24 protein-coding genes and 1 pseudogene are annotated in these 26,868 nt (G+C 72.6%); 12 read left to right on the forward strand and 13 right to left on the reverse strand.

Annotated features, from left to right (window positions below):
• Position 1 precedes the first annotated feature (1 nt).
• Complete coding sequence (locus IPL61_09295; protein ID MBK9031515.1) at positions 2–790, reverse strand: hypothetical protein; 789 nt, start codon at positions 788–790, stop codon at positions 2–4.
• A 65-nt stretch (positions 791–855) separates the two neighbouring features.
• Between IPL61_09295 and IPL61_09300 the strand changes: the two genes are divergently transcribed.
• On the forward strand, positions 856–1,614 hold the full coding sequence (locus IPL61_09300) for a DUF4476 domain-containing protein (GenBank protein ID MBK9031516.1): 759 nt from the start codon (positions 856–858) through the stop codon (positions 1,612–1,614).
• 242 nt (positions 1,615–1,856) lie between these two features.
• Positions 1,857–3,926 carry a M13 family metallopeptidase gene (locus IPL61_09305; protein ID MBK9031517.1) on the forward strand — a complete coding sequence of 690 codons (2,070 nt, stop codon included), beginning with the start codon at positions 1,857–1,859 and terminating at the stop codon, positions 3,924–3,926.
• Positions 3,927–3,942: 16 nt separating this feature from the next.
• Here IPL61_09305 and IPL61_09310 read toward each other — a convergent pair whose 3' ends face one another.
• Entirely contained in the window at positions 3,943–5,925 is a 1,983-nt protein-coding gene (locus IPL61_09310) for a hypothetical protein (GenBank protein MBK9031518.1), read from the reverse strand.
• Between the two features lie 64 nt (positions 5,926–5,989).
• Positions 5,990–7,249, reverse strand: coding sequence for a PEGA domain-containing protein (locus tag IPL61_09315; GenBank protein ID MBK9031519.1), 1,260 nt, complete (start codon positions 7,247–7,249; stop codon positions 5,990–5,992).
• A 27-nt stretch (positions 7,250–7,276) separates the two neighbouring features.
• On the opposite strand from IPL61_09315, the gene IPL61_09320 reads away from it, so the two are divergent.
• Both IPL61_09320 and IPL61_09325 read left to right on the forward strand, forming a co-directional pair.
• Positions 7,277–8,233 (forward strand): hypothetical protein, encoded by a 957-nt coding sequence (locus IPL61_09320; protein MBK9031520.1) that lies wholly within the window; start codon positions 7,277–7,279, stop codon positions 8,231–8,233.
• A 12-nt stretch (positions 8,234–8,245) separates the two neighbouring features.
• Positions 8,246–9,130 (forward strand): TerB family tellurite resistance protein, encoded by an 885-nt coding sequence (locus IPL61_09325; protein MBK9031521.1) that lies wholly within the window; start codon positions 8,246–8,248, stop codon positions 9,128–9,130.
• A gap of 305 nt (positions 9,131–9,435) precedes the next feature.
• Here the strand turns inward: IPL61_09325 and IPL61_09330 are convergent, their stop codons facing one another.
• Positions 9,436–10,476, reverse strand: coding sequence for a coproporphyrinogen III oxidase (locus IPL61_09330; protein ID MBK9031522.1), 1,041 nt, complete (start codon positions 10,474–10,476; stop codon positions 9,436–9,438).
• A gap of 163 nt (positions 10,477–10,639) precedes the next feature.
• Entirely contained in the window at positions 10,640–10,879 is a 240-nt protein-coding gene (locus IPL61_09335) for a hypothetical protein (GenBank protein ID MBK9031523.1), read from the reverse strand.
• Between the two features lie 71 nt (positions 10,880–10,950).
• Between IPL61_09335 and IPL61_09340 the strand changes: the two genes are divergently transcribed.
• From IPL61_09340 to pckA, 3 genes are all read left to right on the forward strand, one after another.
• The gene (locus IPL61_09340) at positions 10,951–12,213 is read left to right on the forward strand and encodes an alpha/beta hydrolase (protein MBK9031524.1); all 1,263 of its coding nucleotides are present in this window, start codon (positions 10,951–10,953) and stop codon (positions 12,211–12,213) included.
• Positions 12,214–12,258: 45 nt separating this feature from the next.
• Positions 12,259–12,765 carry an SMI1/KNR4 family protein gene (locus IPL61_09345; GenBank protein MBK9031525.1) on the forward strand — a complete coding sequence of 169 codons (507 nt, stop codon included), beginning with the start codon at positions 12,259–12,261 and terminating at the stop codon, positions 12,763–12,765.
• Between the two features lie 345 nt (positions 12,766–13,110).
• Positions 13,111–14,697: a phosphoenolpyruvate carboxykinase (ATP) gene (pckA, locus tag IPL61_09350; protein MBK9031526.1), complete on the forward strand. Its 1,587-nt coding sequence runs from the start codon at positions 13,111–13,113 to the stop codon at positions 14,695–14,697.
• Positions 14,698–15,601: 904 nt separating this feature from the next.
• On the opposite strand, the gene IPL61_09355 is transcribed toward pckA, so the two are convergent.
• From IPL61_09355 to IPL61_09365, 3 genes are all read right to left on the reverse strand, one after another.
• Positions 15,602–16,351 (reverse strand): hypothetical protein, encoded by a 750-nt coding sequence (locus IPL61_09355; protein ID MBK9031527.1) that lies wholly within the window; start codon positions 16,349–16,351, stop codon positions 15,602–15,604.
• A gap of 6 nt (positions 16,352–16,357) precedes the next feature.
• The gene (locus IPL61_09360) at positions 16,358–16,669 is read right to left on the reverse strand and encodes a hypothetical protein (protein MBK9031528.1); all 312 of its coding nucleotides are present in this window, start codon (positions 16,667–16,669) and stop codon (positions 16,358–16,360) included.
• A 73-nt stretch (positions 16,670–16,742) separates the two neighbouring features.
• Positions 16,743–18,422: a hypothetical protein gene (locus tag IPL61_09365; GenBank protein MBK9031529.1), complete on the reverse strand. Its 1,680-nt coding sequence runs from the start codon at positions 18,420–18,422 to the stop codon at positions 16,743–16,745.
• Between the two features lie 534 nt (positions 18,423–18,956).
• Between IPL61_09365 and IPL61_09370 the strand changes: the two genes are divergently transcribed.
• The 5 genes from IPL61_09370 (at position 18,957) to IPL61_09390 (ending at position 21,885) form a co-directional block, all read left to right on the forward strand.
• On the forward strand, positions 18,957–19,475 hold the full coding sequence (locus tag IPL61_09370; protein MBK9031530.1) for a hypothetical protein: 519 nt from the start codon (positions 18,957–18,959) through the stop codon (positions 19,473–19,475).
• Positions 19,476–20,292: 817 nt separating this feature from the next.
• On the forward strand, positions 20,293–20,964 hold the full coding sequence (gene ytfE / locus IPL61_09375) for an iron-sulfur cluster repair protein YtfE (GenBank protein ID MBK9031531.1): 672 nt from the start codon (positions 20,293–20,295) through the stop codon (positions 20,962–20,964).
• Positions 20,961–21,107: a hypothetical protein gene (locus IPL61_09380; GenBank protein MBK9031532.1), complete on the forward strand. Its 147-nt coding sequence runs from the start codon at positions 20,961–20,963 to the stop codon at positions 21,105–21,107. Before ytfE ends, IPL61_09380 begins: the two co-directional genes overlap by 4 nt.
• Positions 21,108–21,184: 77 nt before the next feature.
• The gene (locus tag IPL61_09385) at positions 21,185–21,466 is read left to right on the forward strand and encodes a cupin domain-containing protein (GenBank protein ID MBK9031533.1); all 282 of its coding nucleotides are present in this window, start codon (positions 21,185–21,187) and stop codon (positions 21,464–21,466) included.
• Positions 21,463–21,885, forward strand: coding sequence for a group II truncated hemoglobin (locus IPL61_09390; protein ID MBK9031534.1), 423 nt, complete (start codon positions 21,463–21,465; stop codon positions 21,883–21,885). The genes IPL61_09385 and IPL61_09390 overlap by 4 nt, the downstream gene beginning before the upstream one ends.
• Positions 21,886–22,020: 135 nt before the next feature.
• Here IPL61_09390 and IPL61_09395 read toward each other — a convergent pair whose 3' ends face one another.
• The 5 genes and pseudogenes from IPL61_09395 to IPL61_09415 form a co-directional block, all read right to left on the reverse strand.
• Complete coding sequence (locus IPL61_09395) at positions 22,021–23,067, reverse strand: tellurite resistance/C4-dicarboxylate transporter family protein (GenBank protein MBK9031535.1); 1,047 nt, start codon at positions 23,065–23,067, stop codon at positions 22,021–22,023.
• The gene (locus tag IPL61_09400; GenBank protein ID MBK9031536.1) at positions 23,067–23,294 is read right to left on the reverse strand and encodes a hypothetical protein; all 228 of its coding nucleotides are present in this window, start codon (positions 23,292–23,294) and stop codon (positions 23,067–23,069) included. The genes IPL61_09395 and IPL61_09400 overlap by 1 nt, the downstream gene beginning before the upstream one ends.
• Positions 23,291–23,698, reverse strand: a complete 408-nt coding sequence (locus IPL61_09405) for a Rieske (2Fe-2S) protein (protein MBK9031537.1) — start codon at positions 23,696–23,698, stop codon at positions 23,291–23,293. The genes IPL61_09400 and IPL61_09405 overlap by 4 nt, the downstream gene beginning before the upstream one ends.
• A gap of 244 nt (positions 23,699–23,942) precedes the next feature.
• Positions 23,943–24,596: a 4Fe-4S binding protein gene (locus IPL61_09410; protein ID MBK9031538.1), complete on the reverse strand. Its 654-nt coding sequence runs from the start codon at positions 24,594–24,596 to the stop codon at positions 23,943–23,945.
• Positions 24,597–24,602: 6 nt separating this feature from the next.
• A pseudogene (locus IPL61_09415) lies at positions 24,603–26,868 on the reverse strand (molybdopterin oxidoreductase family protein).

Consider the following 26,868-nt stretch of genomic DNA (forward strand, 5'->3'; position numbering starts at 1 on the left):
ATCAGCGGCCGAACAGCAGCCGACGGGTCAGCCAGCGCTTGCCGCGCTCGATCACCAGGCGCTTGCCCAGCTCGAACGCCAGCGCCCGGAGCTGGGCCGGCTCGTCGGGGCCGGGCGTGCGCGGCAGCTCGATCGCGATCTCGACCGGGCTGTCGCCGAAGATCCCGCCGACCGCCGACAGCCGCCCGGCCCGGTAGTGCAGCGCGAAGTCGGCGTCGCCCGGCAGCTCGACCCGGGCGTCGAGCTCCTCGAGCGCGAACACCCACGACAGCGGCGTGCGGAGCACCGTGCGCCCGGCCCGGAACCGATCGAGCCGCAGCCGCACCTGCCCCAGCTCCGGCCACGCGGTCGTGACCACGATCGCCAGCTCGCTGTCGACCACCTCGATCGCGCCGAGCGTGATCACCGACGGCGCGCGCTCGGGCAGATCGAGGGCCCCGGCCCCGGAGATCATCAGGTGGGCGCCGCGCACCGCCACCAGCTCCGGCGTGCGGGCGACCACGACCGCGCCCAGCGGCGCGACCTCGACGTCGAGCCGATCGATCGCCAGCCGCAGCGTGCCGAGGTGGTGCCGCTCGACCACGACGTCGCGCACGGTCACGTGGCCGCGCACCAGATCGAGCGTCGCGCCGCCGACCCGGGCCTCGCCGTCGAGGGACAGCGCCAGGCGATCGCGCACGGTGTCGGCGACCACGCCGCGCAGCGCGACCCCGAGCACCAGCAGCGCCACCAGGTACAGCGCCAGCGCGGCGACCACGCCGATGGCGACCTTGGTCCGGCGACGCGCCACGGGCCCTGGTTTACCACGCGCGCCCTGAATACCCGCTACCCCACCGGCGTCCCAGCCACATCCCCATGCTGACCCGCTTCGCCCTCCCCGCCCTCGCGGCCGCCGCCGCGCTCATCGCCACCGCTCCGCTGGTCCACGAGTCGGCCCAGGCCCGCCCGACCCACCCGGTCCGCCCGATGCCCCCGCCCGACCACGGCGGCGGCTACAACGGCGGCGGGTTCGAGCAGCTGCGCAACGAGAACGCCGCGCTGCGCGCCGAGCTCGCGCAGTACCGCACCGCGGTCGCCGACGGCCTCACCCGGCTCGACGCGATCGCGCGCACCAGCCGCGATCGCCGCACGACCGTGCGCTTGCGCCGTACCATCGACGACCTGCGCGGCCAGCTCGCGAGCCCCGGCCGCGGCTGGGACGACGGCGGCTGGACCCAGCCGCCGCCGCCCGACGGCTGGACGCAGCCGCAGCCGCAGCCCCCGCCCGGCGGCTGGCCCCAGCCGCCGCCGCGTGGCGGCGACGGGCCCTGGGCCAACGACCCGAGCTACGGCGCGATGCCGGCCGGTGACTTCCAGCGCCTGCAGGACCAGCTCGCGGCCGCGCGGTTCCCCAGCGATCAGCTCGCGCTCATCGGCGTGGCCGCGCCGCGCAACCGCTTCACCGTCGATCAGGTCATCGCGCTGATGCAGGTGCTGGCGTTCGACGACGCGCGGATCGAGGTCGCGGTGCTGCTGGCGCCGCGGGTGATCGACGGCCAGCGCTGGCACCTGGTGTTCGACGCGCTGCAGTTCTCGAGCTCGCGCGACACGCTCCGCCAGCGGGTCCAGCCCTAGAACACCGACCGCTTTGAAGTGCCTGCTGCGACGCGACCTTGCGGGCACCTCCGGGCGTACGTCCGATGCTCGCTCGTCACGTAGGCCCCGACGCTCCTCGCTGCGCTTCGGGCGTGCGCCCGGATCTGCCTCGCACGTCCGCGTCTCGCGACGGCATTCAAACCGGTCGGTGTTCTAGCCGCGGCGCGGCCGCGCGCGGCGCCGTCGACGATCGCCCGCGGGCGGCGTGGTAGTAACGGCCCATGTCCCGCCGTGTCGTCCGCCGTGTCCTCGCGCCGCTGGTCGGCGCCGCGCTCGCATCCACCGCCGCCTGCGGCGGCGCGTCCAGGGCCCCCACCGATCGGCCGCCGCCAGGCCCGGCGACGGTGGCGGTGGCCCTGGCCGACGTCGGCCTCGAGGCTGGCGTCCTCGATCGCGCCGCCGATCCGTGCACCGACTTCTACCAGTTCGCGTGCGGCGGCTGGCTCGCGGCCAACGCCATCCCGGCCGACCGCGCGCGCTGGAGCCGCTTCGCCGAGCTCACCGATCGCAACCAGGCGGCGCTGCGCACGCTGATCGAGGCCGCGGCCGCCAGCCCCAAGGACGACGTCGAGCGCACGTTCGGCGACTACTACGCGTCGTGCACCGACGTCGACGCGATCGAGCGGCGCGGGCTCGACGGCGTCAAGCCGCTGCTCGACTTCATCGCCAAGGCCACGGACCCGCGCGGCCTCGGCGCGGCGCTCACCGCCCTGCACAAGCACCAGATCTTCGCGCTGTGGGGGCTGGCGCCGGAGGCCGACTTCCTCGACTCGCGCACCGCGATCCTGTTCGTCGACAGCGCCGGCCTGGGCCTGCCCGATCGCGACTACTACCTCGACGACAAGTTCGCCGACGCCCGCGCCGCCTACCAGGCCCACCTGGCCGCGGTGCTCGCGCTGGCCGGCAAGGGCAAGGCCGCCGCCGCCCTCGCCGCCGACGTGATGACGCTCGAGACCGAGCTGGCCAAGGTGACCAAGACCGCGGTCGAGCGCCGCGACCCCGCACGCATGTACAACCCGACCGACGTCGACGGGCTGGCCCGGACCGTGCCCGGCTTCGACTGGCGCACCTACTTCGCCGGCGTCGGCAACCCGACCCCCGGCAAGCTCGCGGTCACCTCGCCGGCCTACTTCGCCGCGCTGCCCGCGATCATCAAGGCCACCCGGCCCGCCACCTGGCAGGCGTACCTCACGATCAAGGTCATCGACGCGACCGCGCTGGCGCTGCCGAAGCGCTTCGACGACGAGAACTTCAAGCTGCGCGCCGCGCTGACCGGCGTGACCGAGGAGCGCCCGCGGTGGAAGCGCTGCATCGACGCCACCGCCGCCGCGATGCCCGAGCTGGTCGGCCAGCCCTACGTCGCCGCCAACTTCCCGGGCGAATCGAAGGACACCGCGCAGAAGCTGATCGGCGCGATCACCGACGTGATGAACGCGCAGATGGACACGCTGCCGTGGATGAGCGCGGCGACCAAGGTCCAGGCCCGCGGCAAGCTGGCCAAGATCGAGGCGCTGGTCGGCTACCCGGACCAGTGGCGGGTCTACGACGTCACCGTCGATCGCGCCAACTTCGCCGGCAACCACCTGGCCGCCGCGGCGTTCGAGGGTAGGCGCCAGGCCGGCAAGGGCGGCAAGCCCTACGACCGCAGCGAGTGGCTGATGCCGCCGTTCATCGTCAACGCCTACTACAACCCCAACGCCAACAACACCGCGCTGCCGGCCGGCATCCTGCAGCCGCCGTTCTTCGGCAAGGATCGCTCGATCGCCGCCAACCTCGGCGGCATCGGCATGGTGGTCGGCCACGAGCTGACCCACGGCTTCGACGATCAGGGCGCGCAGTTCGACGCGGACGGCAACCTGAAGAACTGGTGGCAGCCGGACGACCTCACCCAGTTCAAGGCCCGCGGCACCTGCCTGGCCGAGCAGTACTCGACCTTCGAGGCCCTGCCGGGCAAGCACGTCAACGGCGAGCTGACGCTGGGCGAGAACATCGCCGACCTCGGCGGCATCAAGCACGCGTTCCTGGCCTACCGCGCGCTGCGGGCCGGCGCCGACAAGGCCTACGTCGCCGACGGCCTGACCGAGGACCAGCAGTTCTTCGTCGCGGTCGGCCAGGCCTGGTGCGCGCAGGCGCGCGACGAGGAGGCCCTGCGCTTGCTCACGGTCGATCCGCACGCGCCGCCGAAGTGGCGCGTCAACGGCGCGCTCCGCAACCTGCCGCAGTTCGCGGCCGCGTTCGGCTGTCCGGCCGGGGCGGCGATGGCGCCGACCCAGGCCTGCGCGATCTGGTGACCCGCGCGGCGCCGCGTCAGCGCGCGTAGCTGAGCGGGTAGGTGCGCGCGAACGGCGCGAACGAGCGATCGAGGTCGAGGTCCCAGCCGGCCTCGACGGCGCACACCTCGAACCGGCCGCGCGCCGTGGCGTCGTCCACGCCGGTCGCGGCGGCGGTGACGTCGACCACCTCGACGCCGGTGGTCGCGACCGCGAGCTCGAGCCGCCACGGGCTGGCCTCGAGCCCGGCCGCGCACCCCGCCACCCGCGCGGCCAGCAGCGGGGCCAGGTCGGGCGGTCCGCCGAGCCCGGTGCCGGTGCCGCTGCCGTGGCCGAGCGTGCCGTAGCCGCTGAGGTTCATCGGGATCCCGCACATCGACGACGACGAGCCGCCGCCGCGCCAGCCCAGGCCGTCGTCGGGCAGCCCGCCCGGCGTCCAGCCCGGGCGATCGGCCACCAGGCTCGCGAACCGCGTGACCGCGCCGGCCAGCGCGCCCAGCGCTTGCTCGACGGGCTCGTCGACGGCGGTCCCGAGCGCCAGCGCGAGCCGCGCGGCCCGGACGCGCGCGACCAGCGTCGCCGACGGGATCGCCGCCCAGCGCCGGCCCCAGATCCAGCCGGTGACCGGGGCCGCGCCCTCGACGTCGATCGTCCGCAGGCCCCGGCCCTCGCGCAGCTCGTCGGCCAGCGCGCGCGCGCCGATCGCGAGCTGCTCGATCCGGACCGGCCGAACCAGCTCGACCAGCGGCGCCGGATCGCCAGCGGCGCCGACGGCCGCGACGATGCCGCCCCAGGGCGCGATCGCCGCGACGAGGTGGTGCTCGAGGTCGCGCGCGATCGCGGCCGGCCCCGCACCGGGCAAGACGACGTGCGCGATCGCGTCGGCCGGCAGCGCCGTCAGCGCCGCGCGCAGCTGATCGTCGGTGAGCCCGGGCCGCAGGCGATCGTCGGTGAACGCGATGAGGCGGCGCGGCCCTGGCGCCGCGGCCAGCACGGTCGCCGCCAGCGCCAGCCCGCGATCGAGGTGCGAGCCGTTGCCGACCGCGAGGCTCGCCGTCGGCAGCGTCGCCAACCGGCCCAGGGCCGCCGCCGCCGGCACCAGGTCGCCGAACAAGCGCACCGCCTGCCGCCGCACCACGACCACCTCGACCCGCGCGTCGGGCTGGAAGTGCAGGTAGCCGCGGACGATCGCGAGCTGCCGCGCCACGCCGGCGTCGCCCTGGCTGCGCGACGCGTCGACCACGAACACCACCGCCGGGCGCCGCGGCCGCGCGGCCAGCGTCGGCGCCACGGCGACGTCGATCGCCGTCACCGTGGCGCCGGCCACCGCCAGGCTCGTGACCACGCCGGTCGCGCCGACGATCTCGGCCGCCGCCCACACCAGCACGTGGTCATCGGCGCCGGGCGCCTGGGGCCAGTACGCCGCGCAGGCCTCGGCGAGCGGCGCGCCGAGCAGCGCGCCCGCCCGCGCCACCGACGCGCGGGCGCCGCCGACCGCGACCACCGTCGGATCGGGCGCGAGCTTCGGGAACGACACCAGCCAGTGCCCGCCGGCGTAGCAGGCCGGCACCACGACCTCGTACTCGACGCCGACCCGCCCGTGCGCGGGCACGAACGAGATCGCCAGATCGTGGAACGCCCCGCCGCCGCTGAGGTGCGCGGCCCCGCGCGCGGCCACGAACGGCGTGTCGAGGTAGGCGTCGTAGCGGGCCTGGGCCACCGTCGCCGCCAGCAGGCGGCCCGGCACCCACCCACCGGCCACGCGCTGGCGCAGGCCGACCACGACCGCGCCGGTCGGCAGCTCGAGCTGCAGCCGCGCGCGATCGGCGACCCGCGACCCGTTGACCACGTCGTAGCGGACGCGCAGGTGCGCGGTGCCGTCGACGAGGCGCGCGGTCACCTGGTATCCCTCGAGCGTCAGCGCCGCCTCGCGCGCGTCGCTGCGCAGCTGGTCGGCCGCTGCGGTCGTGGCCAGCGCGGCCAGGCCGAGGGCCGCGAGCGGCCAGGTGCGATGGCGCATGCCGCTGTGACACCGGCCCGCGCCCGTGGTTCCGTCGACGTCGCAGGCGAAGGACGACCGCCGATCAGTACGCGCCGCCGACCCAGAGCCGGAAGCTGTCGAACCGATCGGTGGCGCCGTCAGCCTGGTAGTCGGCCAGGTTGTCGTTGGCGAAGGCCCACGTGAACCGCACGAGCTGGTACTCGAAGCCGGCCTCGATGCGGCCGTGCCACAGCCGCGCCAGGGCCCCGGCGCGGAGTCCGAGCCCGTCGGCGTCGGCGCTCGCGAACCGGTCGGGCAGCGGCCCGCCGCTCGCGACCACCTGGTTGGCGATCGTCAGCCAGCCGGCGAGCGGCCCGACCGAGCCCTCGCCGCGCAGGCCGAGCCGCACCGTCTGATAGTCGGAGTCGGGCAGCGCGTCCTCGCGATCGCCGCGGAAGGCCCACAGGAGCCGGGCCCAGCCGACGTCGGCGCCGATCGCCGCGTGGCGCCCGAGCCCGACGCGGTAGCGGAGCCCGACCTCGGTCGTGCGCCAGAACTGATCGGTCTCGCTCGTGCCCGCGACCACGGTGTCGGCCGGCGCGAACCCACCGCCGACCACCAGCGCCAGCGGCCACACCGGGCGCGCCGCTGGCGCCAGCCGCCACGGCGCCAGCTCGGCCTCGATCCGGATCGCGACCAGTCCCTTCGACGAGAACGACGGCGTGAACATCGCGTCGCCGCCGTTGCTGTACGACAGGTCGCGCCAGCCGAAGTCGGGGCCGACCCGCACGGTCACCAGCGGCGGCCGCGGCCCGCGCGGGCCCACGGGCTCGGGCGCCGGCGCCTCGACTTTCGGCGCGACCGTGACGACGTGCTCGGCGCCGCTGTCGAGCTCGACCCACTCGTCCCACACGGCCTTGCCGCCGGCGATCACCTGGACCTGGTGCGGCCCCGGCATGATCTCGAGGCGCCGGGGCAGCGTGCCGCGGTCCTCGCCGTCGACGACGACCCGCGCGCCGTCCGGGGCCTCGCCGCGGACCTCGAGCATCGACTCGGCGGCGCGCATCAAGATCGGCTCGAGGTCGATCGGCTTGCGCGCGGCCTTGCCCGAGACCGCGGGCACCGGCACCGGCACCAGCTCGTCGAGGTAGCCGTCGAGCTCGATCACCAGGACGTAGTCGCCCGGCGTCAGCTTGATCTCGGCCGGGGTCGTGCCGAGCGCCGCCCCGGACTTGTCGCCCAGGTAGACGGTCGCGCCGGGCGGCGTGGTCTCGACGCGGACCGTGCGCGCGCTCTCGGCGCGCGCGGAGGCGGTGGTGATGACGAGCATCACCACGGCGAGCGAGAGCCAGCGACCGACCATGCCCCGATCATATGCCATCCTCGCGGCGTGGTCGCCCGTTCCGACTCCGCCCGGGCCGTGGTCCGGCTCGCGGCGTGGTGCCTGGCGCTCTCGGTGGTGGTGAGCCGCGCCGGGCTGGTCGTCCACGAGCTCGTCGGCCACGGCCTCGCGGCGCTGGCCGTCGGCGGGTCCGTGACCGATCTGCACCTGTACTGGTTCGCGGGCGGCTGGATCGAGTACGGCGGCGCCGAGGCGTGGTCGCCGACCGCGATCGCGGTCGTCAGCCTGGCCGGCGTCACCGTCGAGGTCGTCGTGGCGGCGGGCCTGGCGGCCTGGAATCGGCGGCGGCCCGCGCTCGCGCTGGCCGGCGCCGCCTGGGCCTTGACCATCCACGCGGCGCTCTACCTCGCGGTCGGCGCCGCCGACGGTGTCGGCGACGGCGCCTGGGTCCACCAGCGGCTCGGCGGCGCCCGCGGCGCGGTCGCGATCCCCGCGGCGGTCGCCGCGCTGGTCGCCGCCGCCGTCGCCAGCCGGCGCCTGGGCGCGGCGCTGATCGCGACGTTGCCGCCGGGGCCGCGGGCCCGACGCGTGGCGCTGCTGGCGCTGGCCCTGGCGCTGGCCGGCGGCGCCCACGCCGCGCTGGTCGTCGGCGAGCTGCAGGTGCGGCCCGATCCGACCTACGCCCGGGTGATGGCGACCGAGCGCGCGCGCTCGATCGCTCGCGAGGTCGCGGCGTGGCGCGCCGAGGCCGCCGCCCGGGGCGAGCTCGACGCCGCGCACGAACGGGCCGCCCGCCGGACGATCGCCGCGCGCCACCAGGCCCGACGCTGGGGACCGTGGCTGGTCGCGGCGGTGGCCCTGATCGCGGCGCTGGGCCTGGCCCGGGCCCGGGCCCGTGGCCACACGCCGCTGGCCGACCGCGACCTGACCCGCGCCGGCGGCGCCGCCGCCATCGCCGTGATCGCGGTGGCCGCGATCGACGTCGCGGCCCGCGCGATTTGGTAAGCTGCGCGGACCATGGAGACGCGGGCACGCGACGTCATCGCCGGGACCCTCCGGCCGAACGATCCGCGCCGGTTCCTGGTCGAGGCGATGATCGGGGCGATGAACTCCGACGGCGAGGTCGATCAGCGCGAGCGCGACGTCCTGCAGCGCTACATCGACCAGCACGAGATGTTCGCGGGCGTCACCCCGACCAACGCCAAGCTGCTCCTCGAGATGGCGACCGACGCCGTCAACTTCGCGGGCAGCGCCACCGCGCGCATCCCGGCGATCGCGCGCGGGCTGCCGGCCCGCCTGCACCGGATCACCGCGATGGCGATGGCGTGCGAGGTCTGCGTCGCCGACGAGATCCTCCACGAGGGCGAGCTGACCTTCCTCGAGCAGCTCCGGCTGGCGCTGCGCATCGCCCCGTACGAGGCCCAGGACATCTTCGCCGCGGCCCAGGGCCACCGCACCGCCGCGTACATCGACGATCGGCTGCTGCGCCTGCGCACGCTGGTCGGCGTGGCGGTCGAGCTGTTCACGCTGCGCGCGGTCACGCTCGGCAAGCTGATCGACGACCACCGCTTCGAGCTGCGCGACTTCCTGGTCGCGATCCCCGATCTGGCGCTGCGCGCCCACGAGATCGAGGGGCTGCTCTACCAGGCGTTCCGCAAGCCGCGCATGACGGGCCCCGACAGCGAGCTGGTCTCGCTCGCCAGCGGCCTGCCCGACGCGGTCGATCGCTACTGGATGGTGGTCTACGCGATGTGCGCCGAGCCGCCGGCCGACCTGGCCCGCTGGCGCGTGATCCCGTTCATCTCGCTGGCGCAGCGCGCGTTCGGCATCGGCGACGCCGACATGGAGCTGGCCGCGGCCGACGCGGCGACGTTCCCGGCCAACCTGCCGCGCCCGCGCTGAGATATTTGGAGGGTCTTTCGAAAAGACCCTCCCCCGGCATGCGCCGGGGCCCAGGCAGGTGCAGGGGCGCTCGGACGTGCGGGGTCAGCACCGAACCGCGGCGGCACGTCGACGAGCTGCACCGACAAGATGGCGTTCAGCTCGGTTCGGTTTCGGATCCGGGTCCGGATCCCATTTCGGATCCGGGTCGGGGTCCGGGTTCGGCTTCGGCTTCGGCTCCGGTTTCGGCGTCGGCGTCGGATCCGGTTTTCGGTGCCGGATCCGGTTTCGGTCCCGGATCCGGATCCGGTTTCGGATCCTCCGGGTCAGCGGCCGTGGTTCGCGACGGTGGGCACGGCGATGCCGCCGGTGGCCTGGAGGTCGAGCGCGTCGGGGTGCCGGCGGTAGTGGGCGCGCACGGCGGCGGCGAGCGCGGCCTTGGTCGCGCGGTCGACCGGCGCGGGCGACGCGTCGGGCAGCGCGTCGACCAGCGCGTCGACCAGCCGCTCCTGCGGCGCCGGCACCCGGTCGCGCCACGGTGCCAAGAGCGCGCGATCGACGTGCGATGGCAGCGAGCCGAGGATGCCGACGTCGTTCTGATCGTGGACGAGCAGGCCCGAGGTCGTGCCGCGGTCGAGGGTCAGCACCTGGAACAGGTACAGCGTGTGGTAGGCGAGCTGGGTCGCGCGATCGGCGGCGGTCACGACCGGCGCGCGCGCGAGGGCCGCGCCGAGGATGCGCGCGTACGTCAGGGTCGCGGCGACGCCGACCGCGCGGGCCAGCGCCTCGTCAGCGACGGGGTCGTCGGTCGCGTGATCCTCCAGGTAGAAGTGCGTGACCCCGCGGTGACGCCCGAGCGCCGGGATCCAGAAGTAGCGATCGCCCTGGGTCTCGGCGCGCGCGGCCTCGTCGGGCGCGGCCGCGCGTAGCGCCTCGGCGAAGGCCGCGGTGTCGGCCGCCACCGCGATCGCCGGGTTGAGATCCGCCATGATCCGCCAGTACGCGCGGCCGGTGCGCAGCTCGGTCCAGCTGACGTGGATGTGGACCGAGGGCGCGTGCGGATCGCGCGGGTGGATGATCGTCGACAGCGCCGTGGCCGAGCTCAGCGCGCGGGCCGGGTCGTCGTCGTAGTGGACCTGCGAGACGTTGATCGACGCCCGGTCGAACACGCGGTCGTCGCCGCACGCCAGCCGGCTGCCGCCGCCGTGGCGGCCGTCGTCGCGCAGCCAGCTGACCTCGGCGAACTCGACCGGCAGGCCGCGATCCGCGGCGACCGCCGCGAGCGCGTCGGCGAACCCGGCGCGGAGCGACTGCACGAGGGCGAGCGCGCGGGCGGCGCCCGGCGACGAGGCGAGGGTCAGGGTCACGGCGCGACGATAGCAGGCGACGGCCGCGTCGCGCCCGCGCCACGGCCCCAGGCCGTCTTGCAGCAGGCGACCTACGCGGCCCGGGGCTACTTCGACCTGCGCGCCCGCGCCGACGCGGCCGCCGCCGAGGCGCCGCCGCCCTGATCGCGCGCCCCGCCGTCGCTCAGGCCGGGTCCTTGGTCGCTTCCTTGCTGCCGACCACCGTCAGGTTCATCCCGACCTGGACCGAGCACGGCTTGCCGTCGATCGTGACGACGATCTTGCCGTTGAGGTACCAGCCGAACGAGCCGGTCGAGAACTCCTTCACGTCGGCGAGCAACTCGGTGCCGTTGATCACCACCTTGAGCGCCTCGGCCTTCTCGGTGAACTGGGCACGGGTGACGGGGCAAGCGGTCTTGGCCATGGCGGCGATTGTGCCTCGACGCCCGGCCGTGCGCACTTGAGTGCCGGCCCCGATCGACGCACGATGGGCGCATGCCCTGGGTGCTGTTGGCCTTCGGCCTGGCGTGCGCGCTGGCGTCCGTGATCTCGATCATGCCCCCGCGCTGGCCGGGCGCGGCCACCCTGGTCGCGTGGCCCATCGGCTGGCTGGTCAGCGAGCTACCCCTGCACCAGCTCGGCGGTCAGCTCGGCGTCGGCGTCGCGCTGATCCTCGGCGGCGGCGCCGCGGCCTGGCCCGGCTGGGTCGGCGTGGCCGGCGTGGCGGTGTCGCTGACGATCCTGCGGCACCACCTGATCATCGCGGCCCGCACCACCGGCGTCATCGAGCGCGCGCTGGGCGACGCGCTCGGCCGCGACTACCACGACCGGATCGCGCCCGCGGTGCGCGCCACCTACGATCCCACCACGCCGTGGCGCGCGATCTTGTTCCCGTGGCCGCGGCGGCCGCGCGACGTCGACCGCACCGTCAGCGTCGCCTACGGCGACGAACCGCGCCAGCGCCTCGACGTCTACCGGCGCGCCGACGCCGACGCCGCGCCCCGCCCCGTGTTCGTCTACGTCCACGGCGGCGGCTGGGTGGTCGGCGACAAGCGCCACCAGGGCCTGCTCACGGTCCACGAGCTGGCCCGCGCCGGCTGGGTGTGCGTCTCGATCAACTACCGGCTGTCGCCGCGGGCGACCTTCCCCGACCACCTCATCGACGTGAAGCGCGCGCTGGCGTGGGTGCGCGGCCACGTCGCCGAGCACGGCGGCGATCCCCGGTTCGTGATGATCGGCGGCGGCTCCGCCGGCGCGCACCTCGCCAGCCTGGCCGCGGTGACCGCCAACGATCCGCGCTACCAACCCGGGTTCGAGCAGGTCGACACCGCCGTCGCCGGGTGCGTGGCGTACTACGGCGTCTACGACTTCGCCGACCGCGCCGGCACCTTCCGGCACCGCGCCTTCCGCGAGCTGTTGCTGGCGCGCATCGTCATCAAGCGCCCGCTGGCCGAGCACGAGGCCTACGAGGCCGCGTCGCCGCACGCGCAGCTGGCCCGGACCGGCGCCGCCACGCCGCCGATGATGGTCATCCACGGCACCCGCGACAACCTCGTGCCCGTCGCCATGGCCCGCGCGTTCGTCGGCGAGGCCCGCGCCCGCGGCGCGCTCGTCGCGTACGCCGAGCTGCCCGGCGCCCACCACGCGTTCGAGCTGTTCTCGTCGCTGCGCAGCGTGGTCGTCGTGCACGGGGTCCACCGGTTCTGTCAAGCGATCTATTCGCGCTGGCGCGTGGCCCATCCGGACCGCGATCGATGACCGCGCGCGTGGTGCGCCGGCGCGGCGCCCGTGCATACTCCTGGCGTGCAGTCTGACATCGTCGATCTCATCGAGCGCGTCCGCCGCCGGCTAGGCGACATCGAGCGCCGGTGTGTCATCGCCGGGCCCGTGCCCGAGGACGCCGTGGTCGCGGCTGAGCAGGAGCTCGGCGCCAGCTTCCCACCGTCGTACCGCGAGTTCCTCCGCCACTACGGCGCGCTCGGGATCCCGGCCGACCTCGCGGTCGTCCACGACTTCTGCGGCCTGGCCGACGAGCCCGGGGGCGACGTGGTCCGGTCGACGCTGGCGGCCCGGGACACCTACCAGCTCGCCGATCACCTGATCGTGGTCGGCAAGGGCGCCAACGCCGCCGAGTGGTTCTGCCTCGACACCGGCCGGGCCCAGGACTCGGGCGAGTGCCCGGTGGTGCTGTTCGATCCAGCCGCGAACGAGATCGATCAGATCTTCTACGACGACTTCGGCGCGATGGTCCGGGAGGTGCTCGAGTTCGTCGACGACACCCTCCGCGGCGACGGCGCCCCGCGAGATTGAGCTGCACGCCTTGCGCCGCGCGCCTTGAGCCGCGCCCTTGAACGGCACGATCTTGAGCCGCGCGCCTTGGACAGCACGGTCTTGAGCCGCGCGCCTTGAACGGCACGATCTTCCGCCGCGCGCTTTGAACAGCACGGTCTTGAGGCGCGCGATCTTGAGCCGCGCGCCTGAGCCGCACGCTCGAGCCGCGCGCTTGAGCCGCCTTCGGCGCGATCGCGGGCGCGATCTCGGCCGCTCTGGCGCGGTGCGGCAAGCGATCCGCTCGTCGTCGCGGCCAGCGCGGGTGCCGCCGGCTATGGGGCTGGTGTATACCTCCGGAACTTCCCCCCACCTGAAGAAGGACCCATGGCCGACTTCCACCTCGAGGCCCACGGCATCTCGGTCGCCGAGATCCACCGCAACGCCACCCCGTCGTACCTGTACGAGGCCGCCCTGCGCCACGAGCGCGGCTCGGCGATCTCGTCGACCGGCTCGCTCATCGCCTACTCCGGCAAGAAGACCGGTCGCAGCCCGACCGACAAGCGCGTGGTCGACGAGCCCGAGGTCCGCGACGACATCTGGTGGGGCAGCGTCAACATCAAGCTCGACGCCCAGAGCTTCACGATCAACCGCGAGCGCGCGATCGACTACCTGAACACCCGCGAGCGGCTCTACGTCGTCGACGGCTTCGCCGGCTGGGATCCGGCCTACCGGCTGAAGATCCGCATCGTCTGCGCCCGCGCGTACCACGCGCTGTTCATGCACAACATGCTGATCCGCCCGTCGACGGCCGAGCTCGAGGACTTCGGCGCGCCCGACTACGTGATCTTCAACGCCGGCGGCTTCCCCGCCAACAAGCACACCGCGGGCATGACCTCGGCCACGTCGATCGACCTGTCGTTCGGCCGGCGCGAGTTCATCATCCTCGGCAGCGAGTACGCCGGCGAGATGAAGAAGGGGGTGTTCACGATCATGAACTACCTCATGCCCAAGCGCGGCGTGCTGTCGATGCACTGCTCGGCGACCCAGGCCCGCGACGGCGGCGACTCGTCGGTCCTGTTCGGCCTGTCGGGCACCGGCAAGACCACGCTGTCGGCCGATCCCAAGCGCCTGCTGATCGGCGACGACGAGCACTGCTGGAGCGACGAGGGCGTGTTCAACATCGAGGGCGGCTGCTACGCCAAGGTCATCGACCTGTCGCGCGAGCAGGAGCCCGACATCTGGAACGCGCTGCAGTTCGGCTCGGTGCTCGAGAACGTCGTGTTCGATCCGGAGTCGCACGTCGTCGACTACAAGAACGTGTCGATCACCCAGAACACCCGCGGCTGCTATCCGCTCGACGTCATCCCCAACGCCAAGATCCCGGCGGTGGCCGGCCACCCGAAGAACGTCATCTTCCTGACCTGCGACGCGTTCGGCGTGCTCCCGCCGGTGGCCAAGCTGACCCCGGCCCAGGCGATGTACCACTTCATCAGCGGCTACACCGCCAAGGTCGCCGGCACCGAGGTCGGCGTGAAGGACCCCGAGGCGACGTTCTCGGCCTGCTTCGGCGGGCCGTTCCTCGCCTGGCACCCGACCAAGTACGCCGAGCTGCTCGCCGACAAGCTGCGCACGCACGGCGCCCAGACCTGGCTGGTCAACACCGGCTGGTCGGGCGGCGGCTACGGCGTCGGGTCGCGCATGAAGCTCAAGTTCACGCGCGCGATCGTCGACGCGATCCACTCGGGCGCCCTCGACAAGGTCGCCACCGTCGAGGACCCGGTGTTCGGGGTCGCGGTGCCGACCGAGTGCCCGGGCGTGCCGGCCGAGCTCCTCGTGCCGAAGAACACCTGGACCGACAAGGCCGCCTACGACGTGCAAGCGCGGAAGGTCGCGGTGCTGTTCCGCGAGAACTTCAAGAAGTACGAGGGCCAGGCGTCTGAAGAGATCCGCGCGGCCGCGCCGCGGCTCTGAGTTCCAGAGGGTTCGTCGCCGAACCCTCCCCCATCGGGGGCAAGCCCCGATGAGGGCCCCCACCCAGGACGCGAAACTCCCGGCGCGTCGACCGGCGCTCGACCGAAGAACTTACAAACTCTGTGTTCCAGAGGGTTCGTCGCCGAACCCCTCCCCCATCGGGGCAAGCCCCGATGAGGGCCCCCACCCAGGACGCGAAACTCCCGGCGCGTCGACCGGCGCTCGACCGAAGAACTTACAAACTCTGTGTTCCAGAGGGTTCGTCGCCGAACCCTCCCCCATCGGGGGCAAGCCCCGATGAGGGCCCCCACCCAGGACGCGAAACTCCCGGCGCGTCGACCGGCGCTCGACCGAAGAACTTACAAACTCTGTGTTCCAGAGGGTTCGTCGCCGAACCCTCCCCCATCGGGGGCAAGCCCCGATGAGGGCCCCCACCCAGGACGCGAAACTCCCGGCGCGTCGACCGGCGCTCGACCGAAGAACTTACAAACTCTGTGTTCCAGAGGGTTCGTCGCCGAACCCTCCCCCATCGGGGGCAAGCCCCGATGAGGGCCCCTATTCTGCCGACGGCAGTGATCTCGTCGGCTTAGGTGATCGCGGCCTGGCCGTGCGGCCACTTTCAGCCACTCGACGCCGGATGCGCGCTCGATTGGCCGCTCGACCGGTCGCTCGATCGGGCCAGCCGGAGCCAGGGACACTGTCCGACTTGGCGCGCGCGGTGGCGACCGCGGCGCCGCAGTGCGTGAGGTTCGTGACGACGCTCGGCCAGGCGCGGGAGCATCGCATCGCGAAGGTCAGCGCGCGAACGGTCTCGCTTGGTGGCCGTCGACGCGACGGGCCGGACGCGCACCCGGTCGAACCCGAGCGTGGTCCCGCGCAGGGGTAGCGTCGAGGATCGCCGGGATCACGACACCCTCGGGATGGGCACGAGAGTCAGGTGGAACGGCTGGCCGAGCGACGTCGGCGGTGCGGTCGCGGGTTCGCCCACGGCGTCGCGCAGCTTCGAGATCGCCAAGTCCAGGACCTGATCGGCGCTGAGGCCGGCGAAGGGATTGGCGCTGACCGCGGGCATGACCGGCGGACGGTCGGGCCCGTCGCTGACCGGGGGGCGATCGGGTCGGGTGGCGTCGGTCGACGTGACCGAGGCGCCCGGCGGGGTGCCCGTCGCGGTGCCGAGCGACAGCGCGCGGACGGCGCTGGGCAACGACGTGGACGCACCGCCCGGCGCACCGGACGCGACGACGTGCGCGCGCAGCTTGGAGATCGCCAGCTCCAGGACGTGATTGGCGCTGAGGCCGGCGAAGGGGTTGGCGCTGACAGCAGCGTTGATCGGCGGTCGCTCGGGGCGGGTGGTGTCGGTCGACGTGACCGGGGTGTCCGGCGGGGTGCCCGTCGCGGCGTCGAGCGACACCGCACGCACGCCGCTGGGCAAAGATGAGGACGCACCGCCCGGCGCACCAGGCGCCACGACGTCCGCACGCGGTCGGGGCGCCGGCACCGTCGATGCGCTCACGACACCGCTCGGGCGCGGCGACGGGCTCGCCGCGTCGAGCGCATCGGCGAGCGCGCGGCAGGCCACGGCACCGCGGCGCAGGTCGGCGTCGCTGGCCCCGTCGCGTGTGGCGGCGGCGATGACGGCGAGGATGGCATCCATGACGGCCTACTTCCGCCGGACGACGACGGCGACGATCGCCACCACCAGGGCGGCGCCGGCCAGGAGCAACGCGGCGAGGATCGGCGGGCGGACGCGCTGCGTGACCTTGGCGCCGATGTAGCGCTCGGCGACCGCGCCGAGGCGCCCGACGTACGTGCGGGCCTTGTCAGCGATCTGGCCGACGGTGGCCCGGACGCGGGCAGCGGCGCGGCCGGCGTGACCGCCGAGCTGGCGGACGTGCGCGCGCACGACGTCGCGCGCGTGCGCGGTGAACAAGGTGGTGTCGTCGAGCGCGGAGATCGTGTCGCTGGTGGACATGGGGGGCCTCGGTAGGGATGCAGGTGCGTCGAGACGCGCGAAAGCGTGGGCCTTGGTGAGTTGGACGTGGCCGTCAGCCGCCGCGCCGGGCCAACTCGGCGCGGATCAGGGCCGCCGCGTCGGCCGGCGGCATCGCGATCAGCCGCGCCGACCACGCGTCGCGCTCGGCCTGCGGCGTCACCCCGAGCAGCGAGTGGACCTTGAGGATCTCGGTCACCTTCAGGTGCTGGGTGATCTCCTTCATGCGCTTCGCGACCTCGGCGCCGGACATGCCCGGGGGCGGCGTGACCTGGCGCTGCTCCTGGAGCACGGGCTCGAGCTGCGCGGTGGGCACCATCGCCAGCTGCGGGGCCGGGGTCGGCGCCTTGGTGACGGGGGGCGCCTTGGCGACGGGGGCAGGCGCCTTGGCGGCGGGGGGCGGCGGGGGCGGTGCAGGCACGGCCACGGCCGGCGCGTCCGGGTCGACGTCGCACGGCGCGGGGGGCGCGTCGCCGTCCGCGGGATCGTCGCCGGGATCGGGGGTCTCGTCCCCGTCGCCGTCCTCGTCGGACAGCTCGGGCTCGGCCTCGCGCTGCGCCGCCGCCCGGGCCTCGCGCCGTGCGGCGACGCGCGCCAGCAACGCCGCCGCCTCGGCCACCGCTTCCTCGAACGGCAGCCCGCACAGGTGCGCGGTGAGTCGCTGGCGCTGGTCGGGCTCGAGGTGCAGCACCAGGCGCCGGAACCGCGTGCCCTCGGCGCCCAGCTCGTGCGCGATCAGCAGCATGTGCGACGTGTACAGGTGGCGCGGCATCGGCGCCGCCTCGTCGTCGAGATCCTCCGTCGGCGCGACCACCTCGGCCGGCGGCTCCGCCACGGCGCCCGCGTTGCGCAGCGCCACGTCGTTCCCGAACCCGCCCATCACCAGCCGCGCCACGTCGGCCACCGGCGCGATCACGCCCTGTACCTTGTCGGCGATCGCGAGCACCTTGGCGAACATGTCCTGTTCGGTCGGCGCGTCCGCGACCACGGCGCCGGGGTCGAGGTCATCGTCCTCGTCCAGCACCATCGCGTTGCGCGGCAAGGCTGCGAGGTACGCAGCGGGCGGGGGCGACGGCGCAGGCGGCGGCGGGGGCGCAGGCGGCGGCGGGGGCGGCGGCCGCCGCAGCGGCATCGCCGCACCGTCGGCCGCGCGCACCAGGTCGGCGGCGGCGCCGATCATCTCGCGCGCCCCGGCCGCGCACGACGTGCTGCGGTCGGCGAGCGCGGTGGTCAGCATCTGGATCGTCATCACCTGGCCGCGCAGGGCCTCGGCCAGGAGGTACTCCGCGCCGCTCATCTGCTCGGGGCGGGGCAGCGCCGGCCAGGTGCCGTACGCGGTCACCACGGGCGGGCGCGTCACGGCGGTCGCCACCGGGGCGTCGTCGTACTCGCCGTGCGAAGCCCACTGGACCGCGTTGACCGCGTTGCGCAGGGTCGCGCCCGCTGGCTCGGACGGCACCGGTGGCGCGACGGTCGCGTACGCCGCCTCGCCGTCGATCGGCTGGTTCTGCTCGTCCACCATGTCGAGCCGGTACCGCCCGACCGTGTGTCCCACCGCCTCCCGGAACCCGTCGAACGCGATCGCGATCGGCAGGATGATCTGCATCCCGGCGGCATCCCGGACGACATCGAGCTGCCCGCGCTGGCCATCGCGCAGGCGCCGCACGCGCCAGTTCGTGGCCTCGGGCGGCGGGGTAAACGGCTCCCCCTTGTAGTTGAAGCTGAGATTGGACACTGGACAGGCTCCTCCGCCCGTCGTGGGCGGTGGGGTGGGCGCCACGAGGCGCACAGGGGACACCACGCGCGATCGGCCCCGTCATGTGGGTTGCCTGATCGCGCCTCTCACTCACCTATCGGCTGCAAGAAGCCATGCCAGCACAGGTTTGTTTTTGTGCCGTTTTCCGATCGCCCGAATCACGTGCGATCACGCGCGCCTCCAACCCAGAAAAATCTTCGCGGTTGATCGGGCAGATCTCCGTCGGGACCCGCGGACCACCGGCACCGGGATCTCGGTGGAACCCTGGTGATCGCACCGATCAAACACCTGCCTGCGCACCGTGGGCGGCTGTGCGTGCACCGCGGGAGCGCTGCGCGTGCACCGCGGGAGCGCTGCGCGAGCACCGCGGGAGCGCTGCGCGAGCCTGCGGAAGCACCGCAGGAGCGCTGCGGGAGCGCTGCCCGAGCGCTGCCCGAGCGCTGACCGAGCGCCGCGGGAGCGCCGCGGGAGCGCCGCCCGAGCGCGCTCGGCGAGCGCTCGCACACGCGCCCCATGTTGTTGATCGCACGTACGAACTCGCTCGTTGATGCGCCCGATCCGGCACTCGATCCGGCACTCGATCGCGCTTGCGCGGGCCGCAGGCTATTGACCGCTCCCTTGCGGCGTCGCGATGCTCTCCAACCGATGCCGGATGATCCCCACCCGATGCCGGATCCCAACCGCCCCGACGCGCAACAGCCAACGGTCGCCAAGTCGCGTGGCACGGCCTGGCTTCTCGATGCCCGCGGCCGGCGCTTCCGACGTCACCCGGAGGCGATCTCGTTCATCGTCATGCACCAGGCCCACGAGGGAGCGCTCTGGCGCAAGCTGACGCTCCCGGACGGCAGCCCGCTACGGCTGCCGCTGACCATCACGAGAGCCGAGTTCATCGCCATGCTCGGCGACACACCCGGTAGCTACCAACTCAACCCGCTCAACCAACACGGTCAGCAGCGCGGCGACCCGCCCCAGCGGATCGACCTGCACAACACGGTCGCGATCGCGTCGCCTGCCGCCGACTGCTCACGATGACCGTCGCTGACCTGCGCGCCGGCGCGCGGCCGGGGTTCGACCTCGCGAGCGAAGCCCTCGCGCCGCTGCCGCTGCCACCCGCGCGGGCGGCGTGGCGGGTGCCGGCGGGGGCGATCGCTTCAGCCACGCGCCTCACGCCGGGTGACATCGAAGATCTACTGGGGTGTCCCCTGCCCTGGGTGCTCGGCCGAGCGGCATCGCTCCACTCGTACTCGGTGCCGAGCCTGCGCGACGGCCCCGCGCTCAACGGCGGGCTGGGTCACCGGCTGATCGAGGCGCTGGTGGCGCACGGCGACCTAGTACAGCCACGGGCGGCGCTGGCGGAGGCCATCGACGAGCTCGTGCCGGGGGTCGCGGCGTGGTTGTTGCAGCCGGGCAGGCCTCCGAGCTGCACCAGCTACGGCACCAGCTCATCGGCGCGGTCGAGGCGGTGGACCTCGTTGACCAGGGCATCGCCGCCGATGCCCTGGCCCGTTGGACCAGCGCCACTTATTGAACTCGGCGACCGCACCCCTGCGGTGTCACCCATGTCCTGAGCGGACCTGTCACCCATGTCCTGAGCCGGCGCTGTTACCCATGTCTTGTAACCGGACCGGCAGCACGAGCAGTGCGGTCGCGTCGCACAGACGACCGCAAGGAGACGCTGATAGCGATCCGCCGCGCCCAGACCCTCGGTCAGGTCGATCGCGAGGCCGTTACACGGTGGTTCATGGGTGATTCGCACAACATGTTGTGACGACCACAGCACGGTTTGTTCACCCGATGCCCGTGATCACGTATGGTTGGAAGTGGAGTAAGTCATGCATAGGACACGGTTATGCAGCCGATGACGACCCCTCTCGGTGACCTCGCAGCCGCGAATCCGTCCGCAACTCGCGTCTTCCTGCGCCACCGCCTTGACTTCTGTTGTGGTGGCCGCCGAACGCTGGCGGAGGCATGCGAGCGCGCCGGCCTAAACCCCGCGGAGATCGCCGCGGAGCTCGAGCAGGAGGCCACACGAGGCGATTCATCCATCCGGTGGCAGAGCCGGACGCAGACCGAACTCGCCGACCACATCGAGAGCCACTACCACGCCGGCCTTCGCCGAGACCTCCCGCCGCTGATCGAAGCCGCGCGCAAGGTGGAGCGAGTCCACGCGAGCAAGGCGGGCGTCCCTTCGGGACTCGCGGACGTACTGACCGAGTTCTTCGCCGAGATGCAGAGCCACATGGGCAAGGAAGAGAAGATCCTGTTCCCTATGATCCGTGACGGTGCGCGCGGGGAGGCGGTCCACGGGCCGGTCCACGTGATGGAGGGCGAGCACGACGCCCACCGCGAACAGCTCGCGAAGATCCGCGAGCTCACGGACGACCTGCGGCTGCCGGCGCACGCCTGCGCGACATGGACGGCGCTCTACCATGGCCTCGAGACCATCGAGGCGGAGCTGATGCAGCATATCCATCTCGAGAACAACATCCTGTTCTCGCGCGCAACCCGCGGGGACGGATGAGCACCGTCGTCGCGCCTCCAGCGTCGTTCGACGAGCACCACGGCCTCGAGTTCGTGCGCCTCGACCACCGTGTCCATGCGCAGATCGCCACCGAGGTGCACTTCAGGGCGTGGCGTCAAGGCGCGCTGGGAGCTGCCTTGTGAAGTCGCGACCGAAGGCGGCCCACGCCGGCGGCGTGATCGACCTCGCTGAGGTCGCCCGCGAGCTCCGCGCGGACGCCATGGCGTCTGCTGTCGGGCACGCCGCGCGCACGATCCTCCGCGAGCCCGATCTCCGGGTCGTCGTGATCGCGATGGAGGCTGGTGCCACGATCGCCGAGCACCACGCGACCGATACGGCGACGTTGTACGTCCTCCACGGGGACCTGCGGATACGCTTCAACGACCGCGTCGTCGAGCTCGGCGCCGGGCATCTCCTGCCGTTCGCGCGTGGCCTGGTCCACGACGTCGAGGCGATCGCTGAAAGTGCCGTCGTCCTCGTGCTCGCCCGGAGCGCAACTTGACGTCACCAGGCTACGGAACCGGCGACGCTTCGTACCGCGCCGCCGGCGGTGCCGATGGCATCGACCGACTCGTGGATCGATTCTACGAGCACATGGAGACGCTCCTCGAGGCGCGCGCGCTTCGCGCGATGCATGCCGCCGATCTTACCGAGGTCCGCGAGAAGCTCGCGGTCTTTCTCGTGGCCTGGCTCGGTGGCCCCAACGAGTACCGGACGCGATTCGGCCCGATCTCGATCCCCGGAATCCACGCGCGCTTCACGATCGACGAAGCGGAGCGGGATGCGTGGCTCCTGTGCATGGCGCGTGCGGTCGACGAGCAGCCGTGGGTCGAGGCGTTCAAGACCTACTTCATGCAGGCGATCGCCGTCCCTGCGGAGCGGGTGCGCGTCGCTTCGGTGATGCGTCGCGCCGACTCGTGATCACACCGGCGCGCGGTGCGCGCCGCCGCGGCCGCGTGACCGATGGCGCGGCCGCGCGACCCTCGCGCCGCACCTTACCAACCTGGGCTTGCGACGTGCACGGCGGGATCCCGGCCGAAGTCGACGCAGCAACGCTCAGCGACTCGACGAGGGGTGGGCGGGCCGGGCGAGGTGCCGCGCCATGCCGGCCGCGGCGAGGCACCACGCGCCGAGCGCCACGTACACGAACACGCGCGCGATGCCGCCGAGGAATGCGGCGTCGACCACGCGGGAAAGGCGGAACGTGCACACCGTGTACATGCCGAGCGGGAACACGGCGCCCCAGTAGAGCGGGTCATAGCGCAGCGGGAACTTGCGGATGACGTGGCGCCAGACCCCGAGGATCAGCAGCATCGGGATCCACCACGTCGCGGTGGCCCACCACATCCACGTAAAGCCCCGCACGAACGGGAGGATCTGCTCGAGCGCCGGCGAGTGCGGCGCAGCGGCGACGAGCATCGTGCCCGCGAGCGTCGAGATCGCCGCCGCGCCCATGTTGATCCAGTACGGCGGCGCGAGGTCAGAGGGGCTCATCGTGAAGAACGTGTATCGGTAAAAGATCAGCGAGATGATCCATAGGTACAGCATCCCGCCGCCGAGCCACATCGCGAGCGAGAACACGAGCGCCGCCTCCGCGTGCGCGCCAAGAGAAGGGGCGAGCTGCGCGCCGAGCACGCTGACGGACTGAGCGGCGACGACGCTGATCAGCCAGCCTCCGTTGATTCCATCGGCGAGCGCGGGCTTCTGGGTCTTGACGGTGAGCAGCGCGAAGATCCCGTAGATCAGCACAGCCCAGAGGACGATCCCGGCGAACCATAGCCCGAGCGCCGCGGCGAGGCTGCCGCCGACGATCAAGCACTGCGACCCGAGCACGCAGGTCGCCGCGACGATCGTAAAGAACCCGACGGCCCGACGGTGGTCAACGAGGTCGGCGCGGACGCGATCGCCATGGCGGATCACGCGCGCGATCAGCAGCGTCCACAGGATCGAGTAGAAGCCTAGGTTGCAGGCGAATAGCGCCACGGCAACCGGATGCAGCGCGAGGGACTCGCACGCGAGCGACACGATCCCGGTCGCCATCGCGAGCGCGAAGTACGCAGGGTGCATCCCAGCAAGGCCACCAACGGGCTGCGCGGCTTCCATCATCGGCGAAGGAGGTAGCGGAGCAGCCCGAAGTTGATCCCGAGACACCCGGCGCTCGCCGCGAGCGCCGGCCAGACCACACCGTCGTCATCGCCGAGCCACGCGTTCACGGTCGCGGCGAGCAGCCAGAGCTGGAGGATCACGAGGATCAGCACGAAGCACAGCACCCCGTGCACCACGGTCAGCCGCTGCGCGCGCGTCGACTGGCCCCGGAACCTGACGCTCATACCGTCCTCGCCTTGATGCCGACGGCGTAGACCTCGTCGCCCGTGACCTCGAGCTCAATCACCGGAAGCGGTCGCGGCGGAGGGCCTGCGATGTTGCGCCCGGTCGCGAGTTCGAAGACGCCGTCATGGCATGGACAGCGCAGGATGCCCTGGTCGAGCTCCGGAATGACGGCGCACGACAGGTGCGTGCACTTCTGACTGTAGGCGAGCAGCCTGCCGTCGCGCATACGGATCAGCAAACAGGGATTATGCGCGTCGGGATAGGCGAACATCGTCGCGCTACCGAGCGGCAGCGCCGCCAGCGACGCGATCCGCACGCGGCCGGTCTTCGCGCGGCGAGCGCGCACGAGGCTCTTGGCCGCGATCCACACCTGGCCGGCGACGAACGCGCCGCTCGTGAGCACGAGGAACTTTGCGAAGTCGCGGCGGGCCACGAAGTCGGCCTCGGGCGTGTCGATCGCAAAGTCCTGGCGCCATCGCGGCTGCGCCTCCATCGGTCGCCCATCGGGCGCGACGGTGATATCCCCCGGATCCCGCGCCGGCCCGGAGAGGGCCGGGGGGCGCGGGCGGGGGGGGGCCGGCGCGCGCGGGCGGGGGGGGGGGGGGGGGGGGGGGCGCCCCCGCGCGGCATGCTCTCGTCGGCCACGGCTACACCTCCACCCCGGCGAACGGATCGTTGGTATCGATCACGGGCAGGCGCATCCCGCGATTGTGCGGCCGCTCCGCCATCGCGGCGGTGACGTCGACGTGTGACGGCGCGCCGGGGCCGCGCGGCACCATCACGTTGACGCGCGTGGTGATGGCCTGGTCACCGAACTGGAATTTGTTGACCGGCGCCGACCGCGGGCGGAGCGCACGCACCTCCTCGCGGGTTCCGAAGAACAGGGCCTGGCTCGGGCAGACCGTCGCGCACATCGGCTTCTTGCCGACGGAGGTGCGGTCGTAGCACATGTCGCACTTCATCATCACCGCGCGATCGATGTAGAGTTCCGGCACGCCGAACGGGCAGGCGACGACGCAGTTGCCGCAGCCGATGCAGCGCGGCTTGCGTGCGCTCTGCACGACGCCGTCGGCGCTGCGCTTGATCGCATCGGCGGGGCAGACCTCGGCGCAGGTCGGCTGCTCGCAGTGCATGCACACGACCGGCACGGTCTGGACCGACGTGGCGCGATCGATGTACTCGAGGTGAATCATCGAGTCCCCGCGGTGCGTGTCGCACTCCGTGCATGCGTGGACGCAGGCCTGACAGCCGATGCAGCGGCTGGGGTCGACGAAAAACTCGAGATCATGAGGGACGGGCATAGCGGCTCACTGTTGCGGTTCGAGGATCGCCGCGTACGCGGGCGGCGCATCGGCGCGCCGCACGCGGCAGCCGCAGACCTTGTATTGGGGGATCTTGCTGATCGGATCCTGGGCCGCGACCGTCAGTCGATTCGGGCTCTTGTCGCCTGGCCAGTGATACGGGATGAAGACGGTGTCGGGGCGGATCGTCGCGACCACGGAGGCCCGCACGGTGATCGCGCCGCGGCGCGTCTCGCACGTCGTCCAGTCGTCATCGGCGATCCCGAGCTTCTCGGCGAGGCGCGGATGAAGCTCGATCCGCGGCTCGGGATACTGCTTGACGAGCGGGCCGATGCGGCGCGTCTGGGTCCCCGACAGGAACTGGCTCACCACGCGGCCAGTCGTCAGGAAGATCGGGTAGTCCTCGCTAGCGTCGTCGACGGCGGAGCGGTACTCGGCGACGTTGAACCGCGCCTTGCCGTCGGGGAAGTAGAACGGGCCCGCGCCCTTCGCGATCGGGTTGTAGCTGCCGGTCGCGAACAGCCGCGGCGTGCCCGGATCGTCGGGCGTCGGCGCGCCGGTCTGCGGATCGTGGCTGTAGCAGGGCCAGAACACGCCCATCTGCTGTTCAATCTTCTCGTAGGTGACGCCGGAGTAGTCCGCGATGCCGCCCTTGCTGGCGACCCGCAGCTCATCGAAGATCTCGCGCGGACTCGCGAACGTGAACCCGTGTGGCCGGTCGAGCGCCTTCGCCAGATCCTGGACGACCTTCCAGTCCGCGCGCGCCTCGCCGGGACACTCCACGGCCTTGTTGATCTTGATGACGCGCCCCTCGACCTGCGTCACGGTGCCCTCGTCCTCCTCCTGCAGGCTGCCGGGCAGGACGATGTCGGCGTGGCGCGCGGTGTCATTCACGAAGAAGTCGATCGCGACGAAGAACTCGAGCTTCTCGAGCGCCCGCGCACGAACTGGTTGTCGGGCAGCGAGACCTTCGGGTTGAAGCAGATCGCGAGGAGCCCCTTGATCTCGCCCGCGTCGATCTTGCGGAACATTTCGTAGGCATCGACACCCGGACCTGGGAGGTCGCGCTCGTCGATCTGCCAGACCGACGAGACGTACGCGCGATGCTCCGGGTTCGAGATCTCGCGCAGGCCGGGCAACTGCGTGCACTTCTGGCCGTGCTCGCGTCCGCCCTGGCCGTTGGCCTGCCCGGTGATCGTGCCGTAGCCGCTGTGCGGCTGGCCGATCCGGCCCGACGCCAGCACGAGGTTGATCGCGCCGAGCGCGTTCTGAACGCCGTTGGAGTGGTGCTCGATCCCGCGCGCGTGGAGCAGGAAGCTCGACTTCGCGGTGCCCCACAGCTCCGCCGCCTTGCGCAGCGAGCGCTCGGGGACGCCCGTGACCTCCGCGGCGCGCGCGAGCGGCCAGCTCCGGCAGTACTCGGCCACCGCCTCGAACCCGACGGTGTGCGCGTCGACGAACGCGCGATCGAACCAGTCCTGCTCGATCATCACGCCGAGCACCCCGGCGAAGAGCGCGGCGTCGCGGCCCGGCCGGACCGGGAGGTACAGGTCGCACGTGCGCGCGATCGGCGTGATCCGCGGGTCCTGGACGATCACCTTTGCGCCTCGCTCGCGCGCCTGCCAGATGTAGTTTGTCGTGATCGGCGCGCACTCGGCGACGTTCGAGCCGGCGACCCAGATCAACTCGGCGCCGACCATGTCCTCCACGGGCTCGTCGTGCGATCGATGCCGAACGCCTTCATGCTCGCCGCGCCCGCGCTCACCATGCAGAGCCGGCCGTTGTAGTCGATGAACGGCGTCTTCAGGCAGACCCGCGCGAACTTGCCGAGCAGATAGGTCTTCTCGGTCGTGAGGCTCGCGCCGCTGAGGACGCCGATCGACGCGTTGCCGTGCACCGTCTGTAGCCGCGAGATCTCGCGAGCGACGTGGGCGATCGCGTCGTCATACGGCATCGCCGCGAAGCCACCCGGCGCTTCCGGATCGCGGCGGAGCGCGGTCACCAGCCGATCCGGATGCGAGCCCTGGAGGTAGCGCTTGACGCCCTTCGGACACAGCATCCCGCGGTTGAACGGAAACTCCTCCCACGGCTCGAAGCCGATCACCTCGTTGTCGCGAACCTTGAGCTGGATGCCGCACTGCTGCCCGCAGAAGCAACAGTGCGTCTTCACGAGCCTGTCGGCGACACCCGCCGTGCCGCCGCGGGTGCCGGCGGACAGGTGCGGTCCGAACGCACGGATGATCGCGAGGTCGTCGACGGGGAGTTTCGCCAT

Source organism: Myxococcales bacterium, assembly GCA_016717005.1.
GTDB lineage: Bacteria > Myxococcota_A > Polyangia > Haliangiales > Haliangiaceae > UBA2376.

Excerpts from the sequence above, each read along its gene's own strand:
- IPL61_09305 (MBK9031517.1), top strand. The coding sequence starts at position 1,857 with ATGTCCCGCCGTGTCGTCCGCCGTGTCCTCGCGCCGCTGGTCGGCGCC.
- ytfE (MBK9031531.1), top strand. The coding sequence starts at position 20,293 with ATGCAGCCGATGACGACCCCTCTCGGTGACCTCGCAGCCGCGAATCCG.
- pckA (MBK9031526.1), top strand. The coding sequence starts at position 13,111 with ATGGCCGACTTCCACCTCGAGGCCCACGGCATCTCGGTCGCCGAGATC.
- IPL61_09360 (MBK9031528.1), bottom strand. The coding sequence starts at position 16,669 with ATGTCCACCAGCGACACGATCTCCGCGCTCGACGACACCACCTTGTTC.
- IPL61_09310 (MBK9031518.1), bottom strand. The coding sequence starts at position 5,925 with ATGCGCCATCGCACCTGGCCGCTCGCGGCCCTCGGCCTGGCCGCGCTG.
- IPL61_09380 (MBK9031532.1), top strand. The coding sequence starts at position 20,961 with ATGAGCACCGTCGTCGCGCCTCCAGCGTCGTTCGACGAGCACCACGGC.
- IPL61_09335 (MBK9031523.1), bottom strand. The coding sequence starts at position 10,879 with ATGGCCAAGACCGCTTGCCCCGTCACCCGTGCCCAGTTCACCGAGAAG.
- IPL61_09385 (MBK9031533.1), top strand. The coding sequence starts at position 21,185 with ATGGCGTCTGCTGTCGGGCACGCCGCGCGCACGATCCTCCGCGAGCCC.
- IPL61_09400 (MBK9031536.1), bottom strand. The coding sequence starts at position 23,294 with ATGAGCGTCAGGTTCCGGGGCCAGTCGACGCGCGCGCAGCGGCTGACC.
- IPL61_09315 (MBK9031519.1), bottom strand. The coding sequence starts at position 7,249 with ATGGTCGGTCGCTGGCTCTCGCTCGCCGTGGTGATGCTCGTCATCACC.
- IPL61_09395 (MBK9031535.1), bottom strand. The coding sequence starts at position 23,067 with ATGGAAGCCGCGCAGCCCGTTGGTGGCCTTGCTGGGATGCACCCTGCG.
- IPL61_09340 (MBK9031524.1), top strand. The coding sequence starts at position 10,951 with ATGCCCTGGGTGCTGTTGGCCTTCGGCCTGGCGTGCGCGCTGGCGTCC.
- IPL61_09355 (MBK9031527.1), bottom strand. The coding sequence starts at position 16,351 with ATGGATGCCATCCTCGCCGTCATCGCCGCCGCCACACGCGACGGGGCC.
- IPL61_09410 (MBK9031538.1), bottom strand. The coding sequence starts at position 24,596 with ATGCCCGTCCCTCATGATCTCGAGTTTTTCGTCGACCCCAGCCGCTGC.
- IPL61_09325 (MBK9031521.1), top strand. The coding sequence starts at position 8,246 with ATGGAGACGCGGGCACGCGACGTCATCGCCGGGACCCTCCGGCCGAAC.
- IPL61_09370 (MBK9031530.1), top strand. The coding sequence starts at position 18,957 with ATGTTGTTGATCGCACGTACGAACTCGCTCGTTGATGCGCCCGATCCG.
- IPL61_09300 (MBK9031516.1), top strand. The coding sequence starts at position 856 with ATGCTGACCCGCTTCGCCCTCCCCGCCCTCGCGGCCGCCGCCGCGCTC.